This window comes from Paracraurococcus lichenis (assembly GCF_030657435.1).
GTDB classification, from domain to species: domain Bacteria; phylum Pseudomonadota; class Alphaproteobacteria; order Acetobacterales; family Acetobacteraceae; genus Paracraurococcus; species Paracraurococcus lichenis.
The window spans coordinates 1-8,300 of the sequence record NZ_JAUTWS010000132.1; the positions used below are offsets into that span (position 1 = coordinate 1).

The window sequence follows — 8,300 nt, forward strand, 5'->3', positions numbered from 1 at the left end:
AGCAATCATCGGAGCCATCCGGTCGAAGCCGGGGCGCATCGGCTGATCAAATGCGCTTCCGAAGTTCGGGCGCACGAGGCGAGGGGAGTTGAGGGAAACGGAGTTATCGCCGTAAAAGGCGCCACCGGTACCGGTACCCCACGGCACCTGCGCGTTCGCCTTGTGAGTGCCAAGGCTAGCGAAGCTGACGGCAGTGACAGCCAGCAGCAGGGCGAACTTGATCTTGGTCATGGGTAGGTCTCTCTCCACGTAGTGTTGCAAGGCGCCATTCGGTTTTGGCGGTCCCGAGCGGCACCTGTTTTGTCGCGGAGAGGAGCCCGAAAAGCCACGAAAGCGAAGGCTAGATTGGGCCTGGCCGTCTTCGAGGAAGCTTGGGCATACCCGGCAAATTTCTACCGTCTTTCGGCATCCATCATAACGGAACGTTCAAATGCCTCATTTCGGAAATGACCGTAATTCCCCTAGCCGTTTGTCAGGATTTTTCCGGTTTTTTGGGGGGTGTGCGAGGAGCCATGGTGAAGGGACTGCTCGACGATGTTCAGCGTCAGGAAATAGGCCGGGAGGTAATGAAGCGAAAACTTGCAAAAGGTATGACGTACAGCAAAATATCAGAACTGTCTGGTTGGGATGAGGGTTGTGTATCAAACGTAATAAAAGGTATACCAACCAAGCTAGATACTCTGAAAAGTATCTGCAAGGCAGTAGACCTGGATATATCTTCTTTCCTTGAGGCCAAGTCAGACAAGATATCTGACGATCAACACGGTTCATATACGAGGGCGAGCCTAGAAAAAGTTTGTGGTGACTATATTGGCTACAGATGGTGTTCCGCACACCCGAGTAGGGTTCTGAGATCGCGTGTCAGCGTGTCATGGCCGAGTGGTCGGGGAAGCTGCCTCTTCGAGGAAGTCCAAGATGACGGAAGTGGGGCAGCGTGGGATCACTGCGGCGATGTGCAGGAAGGCGGCTCGAACGGTCTTGTCCTGAGAGGGGAGATTTATGTAGGCCAGAACGGGGGCTTCATTCAGGTGATGACAATGGCGCAGGGGTGGTTGCGCCTGATCAGCCTAACGCACCCGCAGCCTCCCAGCATGGAGATGCTAGGTGTGGTGCTGACGCAAACCTGGCAGGGCGTATCGCCACAGCCGGTCGTCTCTCCATTCGTGCTTTACAAGCCCAGAGCAAACCGGCCAGAGGTGCAAGCCGATGCAGCTCCTGGCTTGGTTGCCCTGGATAGCAGCGAATACGAAGTTGCTTCCACGCTGCTCGGACGCGCTGAGAGGTATTTCGTCGCTTCCTGCTTCCGACACGACACTGCGCTTGCCTGACATCTGGATCTACGTGTGTGACGCCACTCGGCAGTGTGCTCCGCAGACAAGCTGCGGGCCGCTGCAGAAGTTGGATTGCCGACGCATGCCATTGGGCCGATGATCGGGGGTACGGTATGCTAGATGTGGCCGCTAACCTGCTTGGTGCGGTTCTCGTTCTCGGCGGCATTGCCTTCGCGTTCTGCGCCGGTGTTGTTGTCCTGGCGAATGCGAAGCTGATCGTCCCCGATGAGCTCCGGATACAGCAGCAGATCAAGGGGTGGCTGATCTTGCTCGGGACTACCGGCTTCGTAGTCTGGCTGCTGCTTCTGCGGTAGGGGCTGAGAGTGACTGCGAAGGAGCGCCATCTAGTGCAGGGCGCAGGGGGCGCGTGATGGCGGAAAGGAAGGTGGTGGCATCATCCGTGGTACGACGGCTGAATGATGCGAGCGCTGCCATCATGGGCGACGCAGAGGACGATCCCGGCTTCCTGCATGTCATCATGTCGCAGGTCGGATTGCCGTACCGAGAGCCGAAAGGCCGCGACTACATCCGTGAGACGGGTCGCGCATCGCTGGTTCTCACGGCTGGGTATCTCCGCAACCCAGCGACACGCAAGATGGTGCTACAAGGGCTACCCTACGGCGCCAAGGCGCGGTTGATAGTGCTGCACCTCTGCACCCAGGCTGTGCGGCTGCAATCGCCCGTGGTGCCGGTGGCGGACAGCTTAACGGCATACATGCGTACGTTGGGTATCCCGGCGACAGGCGGGGCGAAGGGCAGCATCGCGCGGTTTAAGGAGCAACTGAACCGGCTGACGGCTGCACGAATGCAGTTCTCCATGGACTACGGAAACAATCGCACAACGCAGTTCAATCCGGCGCCGATGGTCACGCGAGCCGACTTGTGGTTCGCTGATGACCCACGCCAGCGTGTGTTATGGCCGTCGCAAGTCCGGTTGTCGGAAGAGTTCTTCGCTGACCTGCGTGAGCGTCCGTTGCCGGTTGATCCCCGCGCCTTCGGTGCGCTGGCGCATTCGGCTCGCGCCCTGGACCTTTACACTTGGCTGGCGCACCGGCTGCCGCGCGTGAAGGAGCGTGCTGGGGCATTCATCGCATGGGGCGCGCTACAAAAGCAGTTCGGCGCCGACGTGGCGGATTTGCGCGACTTTCGTAGTGAGTGCCTGACGGCGTTGCGGCAGGTTCTCCTGGTCTATCCGGTCGCCAAGGTGGATCAGGTCCATGGCGGGTTGAGGCTGTTCCGGTCGGAGCCGGCCATCGCTCGTCGGCCTAGTGTGCGAGGCTCCAGGAGCAAGGATTGAGGTGGGAGTCGCAGGAGTTATCCACGCATACTTCCCCCCCCTCCGCCTTGGGTTTCGCCACGCATACTTCCCCCCCCACCCTATAGCAGTAAGAATCTCCTATAGCTGGCGGGGGATAACCGGGAAGCGGGGGGGTCGCGGTGCAAGGCACACGGAAGCCAGCTCGGGCGAACCCAAAAAGGAGGCTTCCGCTACCCGCGAACAGGTCTACAACTGCGAAGGGGCCGCCGGGTGTTCCAGACCCAAGCGACCCCTCCGCGTACACTACCGACTACACCTACAGCACCGACTACCCAGCAGGCGTGAGCAGGTCGGCTAGTCCGATTGGCTCACGCCTTCCTCTTTCCGCGCATAGCGGCGAACGCGACGATCAGCGCGAAGCCCGCGAGGGTGGTGGACGACAAGCTCGCCGTGGTCAGCATGACCGACGACGCAATCAGCGCAGTAGTCTCCGGGTCGATGTGGATGGTCACGTCCGCATACTCCTTCGCTCAACGTGCCTCAGGTCAGCGCCGATGACGCCCTGGACACGAGAGTCAGTATGCCGGATTCAGGCGCCTTCGCCACAATGAGGCGTGCTCCCGCGCGGACAACGGGGATGGACCGGGCAGTAGATTCACCGATCACCTTCCACGTTCGTTATCCTGCCGTGTGCCTGCAGGTTCTCGGCCCCTCTAACCTAACCATCTGTAAGGAAAGGCAAATTCTGCGAAAGGAAGTTGCGCAGTGTCATGCATGACGGCATGCAGAGCGTGATGTACGGCGGCTTGCATCAGCAGATGTACAGCGGCTTGCTCAGCGGCTAAAGCAGCGGATGGTACATGAAGTAGCATCACGCCACATTCAGGCCAGCCGCTCAGCCCTCGAAGAAGTCCGCCAGCAGGTCCTCCATGCCCCCTACGTCGAAGGGAGCTGGGCTCGACCGGAATGGAGGCATTGAGGAGGCCGGCAGTAGCTACCGGCCATCCTCATGCACTACTACCGACCTAGCAGGCGACGGAGGTGCTCGTAGTCCTCCAGCAGCAGTGCCAACCTCTCGTGCTGTGAGCGGCCTGGTGGGGCTACGCGGAGGAAGTGCTGCTTAACCGGCTTGTCGGTGTAGATGCTGGCAGCAGAGCTCTCGGGGTTAGGGCTGCGCGTAGGGGAGAGGGCGATCTTCACGTCCTCCACCGGGTAGCCCAGCCTTCGGGCAATCTCACTGAAGTCCACGTAGTCCTCATCCCGAAGCTGCTTCGCCCTTCTCACGGCAGATTGGGACAGGCAGTGGGAGGGACGACGACGCTTCGTCCGTTCGGCGACATGGTGGTGGGGCTTGGGGCGCCTACGGTCAGCCATGGGAAGCGCCCCCTGCCAGCGAGCATGCCGCTTTTTGCCCCGTAGAAGCCCGTGGAGGCGTTTCTGGGCTCGGGGGGTCTACAGGTACCTCTCTAACCCCAGACCCCCCTAGATGGCCTTCTCCGTCGTGTGGCGCGGGGCATGTCTGCGGGTGGGGTGGCGGAGGGTTAGTCCGCCATGCCCCGTCTAGCCCTGGAAGTAGGCGGTAAGGGCTGCCCCGATCACGGCCTTCATGTGGCCCCCCTGCTCGGCAGCCTTTGCCTTGACCAAGGCGTGCTGCTCTCGGGTCAGTGCTGCTCGGTACCGCTCAGGGGAAACGTCCCATTCACGGGAAGCCGCCATGACCAGCGCGACCTGGTCTGCTGTGACTTCCTTGCCGAAGATGAGGGCCACGGTACGGGCTGCTTCCGCGTACACTTCCAACTTCTGCTCGTCAGTTGGTTCGACACCGGGGAGAAGGCGATCCTTTATGCGTCGAAGGAGCAGCTTCACCAGTTTGGCGACTTCGTAGCGCTCATGCGGCTCCAGCCCTGTGTCGAGCGCTGCGGAGTTGCTGTGAGGAAGCTTGGAGTTAGCCATTGGCCTTGGCTCCCTCAGCAGGATGCAGATGTGCCCGGAGTTCAGCTAGTGTGGTTAGCTCTACCCAGCCAGCAGCAGCTCGGGCTTGGTGAGAAAGGCTGCGGCTGACACCGGCCCGCAGGCAGAACACAGGCTCACTAGGCTCATGGCGAATACCGAGGGCATCCCGGTGCCGAGGATTGTCCAGGGATTTAAGGAGGTACTTCAGCGCGCCAGCACGGCGGTTAGGGGACATCATCCCGAACACGCCGCCATTCAGCCGGATGGCTTCACCTGGCTGCCCAATGTTGGCTTGGCTGAACTCACCAGTAGACAGGACGAAGTCCTTGAAGGCTGCCCAGTGCTGGCAGGGCAGGTGAAGCATCAGGTGAGTGTGGGCACCTTTCTGCGGTCCACATTCCCGGGTCCAGACGAATGCCGGCAGGATCTCCCTTCGAGATAGCCAACGGCTCATCTTGTCGAAGATGCGGTTCTGGAAGGTACTCCAGCTCTCTTCGGAGAAGCTGGATGATTGAGCGTTGTGCAGAGTGGCGTGGACTGTCAGGGGCTTACCGATGGAAGCAGCGAAGGCTTCGCTGTTCACCAGTTGCTTGACATGCTCTAGGGAGAGCGGTCGGGGGTAAGGTGACTTTAGGCTAGGAGAGATAGCCTCATTACCAGGCCGAGGCGTCTTGGCCATCTAGTTCGTGCTGTAACATGGGTTGTGTCGTTCTTCGGGGAACTAGACGTAGCAAGGGCTGGAGCGAAATCAGGGCTCCGGATTGCCAAGGTCTAGGTACTCATGCAAACCGGCTGAGAGGGGGTGCTTCCACAACCCTAGAGTGAATGGCTTGATACACCATCGCCGGATCGTGGGTGTCGTTGTACTCAGGACGGCGGTTTTGTCAACCAATGATATCACATCTGTCCTGAAGTTATATTTCTGGTGGTGTCAGGCCGCACAGCTAGAGCAGTCTCACGAGGACGCATGCGTTCGGAGGGACAATATCCGTCCATGCCTTCTGTAGTGCGGGTTCTGCGCGATAGCCAAGCACTTTAGAGACTTGCTTGGGCTACACTTGGTGAGGCTCGGATAGGCTTTTGGAAGTGGTGTCATAACCAGCGGTTCGATCCTCTGGCATCGACGTATAGGAGTACCCGGCAGGTGGGGCCTGGCGCTCGCCTCCCCCTACATCCTGAGCCGCCAGCAATAGGCAGGGACCAGAGCGTGCCTAGTGCTGCCCTGTAGCCGAGCCAGGGACGGACTGAGGCCAGCACTAGGGCAGGCTTGTGTAAGGTGACTTTAGTTCCGATAACCGACCGGATGAGCGGTTCTCCGAGGGGCATCCCCTAGGCAGGGGCAGGGCGCGAGTTAACCCCCAACCGGCCCGGGCGCCTAACCTGGGGCAGAGTTCCTACCCTAGGAGCCTGAAGCCGTAACAAAAAAGACATCGTGGCGGTAATGTACCTCCCGAAGTGTCGGGCGTTTCCCACCGTCATGGCAATGTCACAGCAGCCATCCAGCTCGCAGAAGCTAACTCCTCGAAAGGATCGTACCTGCCTTCACTGTCGGTACTGGGGGAGGACCGGCGAAGGTATGCGACTTCACCGCGAGTGCCAGGAGCCCGAGAACCGTCGGGAGTTCGGTGTAGTTATGAGGGCGATGTGGGAGAGGTGTGAGTATTGGGAACCTTGGCGGATCAGCCCTTCTCCCCTCTCCCCAGGTGTCCGATAGGGGCGGCCTAGCTTCTGGTACCCCACCGCCGGCTGTCCGGGGTGCACACAGCGGCGGGCGGCTGCACCGCCCCTGGTAAAGTCCCCACCCCGATATCCCGATAGGGCTTGCCCTAGTGAGTCGTCTCAAGCTGCCCATAAAGTGTCTCACACGAGTGGGTCTTGATGATTTGGACGAATTCGGGCATCATGCCTAGACCCTATTGGGACAAGGGCGATGGCGGGCAGGAAGGTAAAGCAGGCGGCCTCAGCCGAGGCACCGGCTGCGCGTGGTGCGGTGGTCGGCTACGCGCGGACCAGCACGGTTGAACAGGAAGCTGGCCTAGAGGCGCAGCGGCGGGACTTGGCTGCGACTGGCTGCGGCCGGGTGTTCGCGGAGCAAGCATCGTCCATCGGCAAGCGTGACCAGCTCGCGGCTGCGCTCGACTACCTGCGGGAAGGCGACGTGCTGGTGGTCACGAAGCCCGATCGCTTGGCCAGGTCAGTCGCAGACTTGCTCGGCACCGTCGCCAAGCTCGAAGCGAAGGGCGTGTCGCTGCGGGTGCTCTCCATGGGCGGGCAGTCTCTCGACACAAGCACTCCCACCGGGAAGCTTATGCTGACCGTATTAGGCGGCGTTGCTGAGTTTGAGCGGGCGTTGATGTTGGAGCGTCAGCGCGAAGGGATCGCCAAGGCGAAGGGTGAAGGAAAGTACAAGGGCCGCAAGCCAACTGCACGGGCGAAGGCAGATGACGTGCAGCGGCTCCGTGCTGCCGGCATGACCCCGACCGATATAGCTACGAAGCTCGGGATCGGACGGGCTAGCGTCTACCGGGTATTGCAGATCGCAAACGGGAACGCGGCATCATGTCCGTCGAGTGGACCGAGGTAGTGGGCGGGACCGGTCAGGCGCATGTCGCACAACAACATAGCTTCAGTTTGTCCGTATTGGGGTATCGGGGCGCTTGGGAGTGGATGGTCCACCAAGGGCAATCTGTTCTAGCCGAAGGCCAAGAGCCTGATCTTGTCACTGCGAAGGCGATGGCGGAGGCCGCAGCGCGACGGTTAGTGCATGGAGCAAGGGGCGTGTGATGATCGAGTGGACCGAGGCGCAGATAGGGAGGCTTGCGCAGTACGTCGCCACAGTCGGCAACTACGATCTTTCGGTCACCGGTGACAAGTCTCATTGGATGTGGGCGATCTGGCAGCAGGGTCGCGACCGCTCCGAGTTTCGCGGGATAGAGCGGAGCGCAGCCGACGCGATGCGGATGGCGGAGAGCGTTGTGCGGCGAGTGCTGGACTGGTCACCGGAGCCATAATGGCGATCGGATGGACTCTGACGCGACAGCCTGATGGCCGCCTGACCCGCGTGACCGTAGTGAACGGCTTCGATCTCGTCGTGCTTGGTACTCAGCGCGGATGGTGCTGGTACGTCAGCAGAGACGGGCAAGCCATCGCAGAGGGGCGAGACACTGAGCTCTTCGAAGCCATGGTGAAAGCCGAGCGCGCTGCGCAGTTTGGGCTACAGTGATTTAGCGCGCAGGGAGCGCGTGATGGCGGGAAATCGGCACCACGCGGCGGGGTGGCATGTAGCGCAGGTTTCGCGGCTGCTGAACGTCATGCTCCCGGGTGAGAGCTGTGGTGAGCAGCGATAACGAGAGGCGTTCCTAGTAGTCAGTCGAACCCTCTCGTTACCGGCACACCGGGGGCGCCAACGGGCGCGTGGAGATAGGCCCGCCCGCCATCCTTTAGCCTTCGCTTGGACATGCGATAGCGGACCCCGGTGTAAGACGTGAGAGCGTGGTTCACGCCCTCAAATGAGCTCAGTGGAGGCCGAAGAGCCTGCCGATTTTGCGAACCTCAGAGTTTGGGCCACCAGCCAGACCGTACTTCTGGATATCATTCACACTGATGCCAGTACCCAAGCGAATGGCAGCACCTTCCGGCGTGGGTTCACGAAGAGCAGGTGCTACGTTCGAAGCAATGCGCCCACCAGCCCACCCAGCAACAGGGGCAGGGACACCGAGCCCACTCAGCATGTGCGTAGCGCCAATGCCGATTTGCGG

General features: G+C 60.7%; 9 protein-coding genes. 5 read left to right on the plus strand and 4 right to left on the minus strand.

Annotated features, from left to right (window positions below):
* Positions 1 to 231 (minus strand): hypothetical protein (locus Q7A36_RS36585; RefSeq protein ID WP_305108730.1); only part of this gene is annotated, 231 nt, incomplete at its 3' end.
* A 284-nt stretch (positions 232 to 515) separates the two neighbouring features.
* On the opposite strand from Q7A36_RS36585, the gene Q7A36_RS36590 reads away from it, so the two are divergent.
* The 3 genes from Q7A36_RS36590 (at position 516) to Q7A36_RS36600 (ending at position 2,628) form a co-directional block, all read left to right on the plus strand.
* Positions 516 to 1,328, plus strand: coding sequence for a helix-turn-helix domain-containing protein (locus Q7A36_RS36590; RefSeq protein ID WP_305108731.1), 813 nt, complete (start codon positions 516 to 518; stop codon positions 1,326 to 1,328).
* A 116-nt stretch (positions 1,329 to 1,444) separates the two neighbouring features.
* Positions 1,445 to 1,645: a hypothetical protein gene (locus tag Q7A36_RS36595; protein WP_305108732.1), complete on the plus strand. Its 201-nt coding sequence runs from the start codon at positions 1,445 to 1,447 to the stop codon at positions 1,643 to 1,645.
* A gap of 56 nt (positions 1,646 to 1,701) precedes the next feature.
* A complete protein-coding gene (locus tag Q7A36_RS36600; RefSeq protein WP_305108733.1) occupies positions 1,702 to 2,628 on the plus strand; it encodes a replication protein RepA in 927 nt (308 codons plus the stop codon).
* A 329-nt stretch (positions 2,629 to 2,957) separates the two neighbouring features.
* On the opposite strand, the gene Q7A36_RS36605 is transcribed toward Q7A36_RS36600, so the two are convergent.
* The 3 genes from Q7A36_RS36605 to Q7A36_RS36615 form a co-directional block, all read right to left on the minus strand.
* Positions 2,958 to 3,101, minus strand: coding sequence for a hypothetical protein (locus Q7A36_RS36605; protein ID WP_305108734.1), 144 nt, complete (start codon positions 3,099 to 3,101; stop codon positions 2,958 to 2,960).
* 1,048 nt (positions 3,102 to 4,149) lie between these two features.
* Positions 4,150 to 4,542, minus strand: a complete 393-nt coding sequence (locus tag Q7A36_RS36610; RefSeq protein ID WP_305108735.1) for a hypothetical protein — start codon at positions 4,540 to 4,542, stop codon at positions 4,150 to 4,152.
* A complete protein-coding gene (locus Q7A36_RS36615; protein WP_305108736.1) occupies positions 4,535 to 5,125 on the minus strand; it encodes a hypothetical protein in 591 nt (196 codons plus the stop codon). Before Q7A36_RS36615 ends, Q7A36_RS36610 begins: the two co-directional genes overlap by 8 nt.
* A gap of 1,347 nt (positions 5,126 to 6,472) precedes the next feature.
* Between Q7A36_RS36615 and Q7A36_RS36620 the strand changes: the two genes are divergently transcribed.
* Positions 6,473 to 7,126: a recombinase family protein gene (locus tag Q7A36_RS36620; protein ID WP_305108737.1), complete on the plus strand. Its 654-nt coding sequence runs from the start codon at positions 6,473 to 6,475 to the stop codon at positions 7,124 to 7,126.
* Between the two features lie 199 nt (positions 7,127 to 7,325).
* Positions 7,326 to 7,553 carry a hypothetical protein gene (locus Q7A36_RS36625; RefSeq protein ID WP_305108738.1) on the plus strand — a complete coding sequence of 76 codons (228 nt, stop codon included), beginning with the start codon at positions 7,326 to 7,328 and terminating at the stop codon, positions 7,551 to 7,553.
* Positions 7,554 to 8,300: the final 747 nt, after the last annotated feature.

What these genes read in the sequence shown, in the direction of transcription:
- Q7A36_RS36620 (WP_305108737.1), top strand. Translation starts at nt 6,473, where the DNA reads ATGGCGGGCAGGAAGGTAAAGCAGGCGGCCTCAGCCGAGGCACCGGCT.
- Q7A36_RS36595 (WP_305108732.1), top strand. Translation starts at nt 1,445, where the DNA reads ATGCTAGATGTGGCCGCTAACCTGCTTGGTGCGGTTCTCGTTCTCGGC.
- Q7A36_RS36600 (WP_305108733.1), top strand. Translation starts at nt 1,702, where the DNA reads ATGGCGGAAAGGAAGGTGGTGGCATCATCCGTGGTACGACGGCTGAAT.
- Q7A36_RS36610 (WP_305108735.1), bottom strand. Translation starts at nt 4,542, where the DNA reads ATGGCTAACTCCAAGCTTCCTCACAGCAACTCCGCAGCGCTCGACACA.
- Q7A36_RS36625 (WP_305108738.1), top strand. Translation starts at nt 7,326, where the DNA reads ATGATCGAGTGGACCGAGGCGCAGATAGGGAGGCTTGCGCAGTACGTC.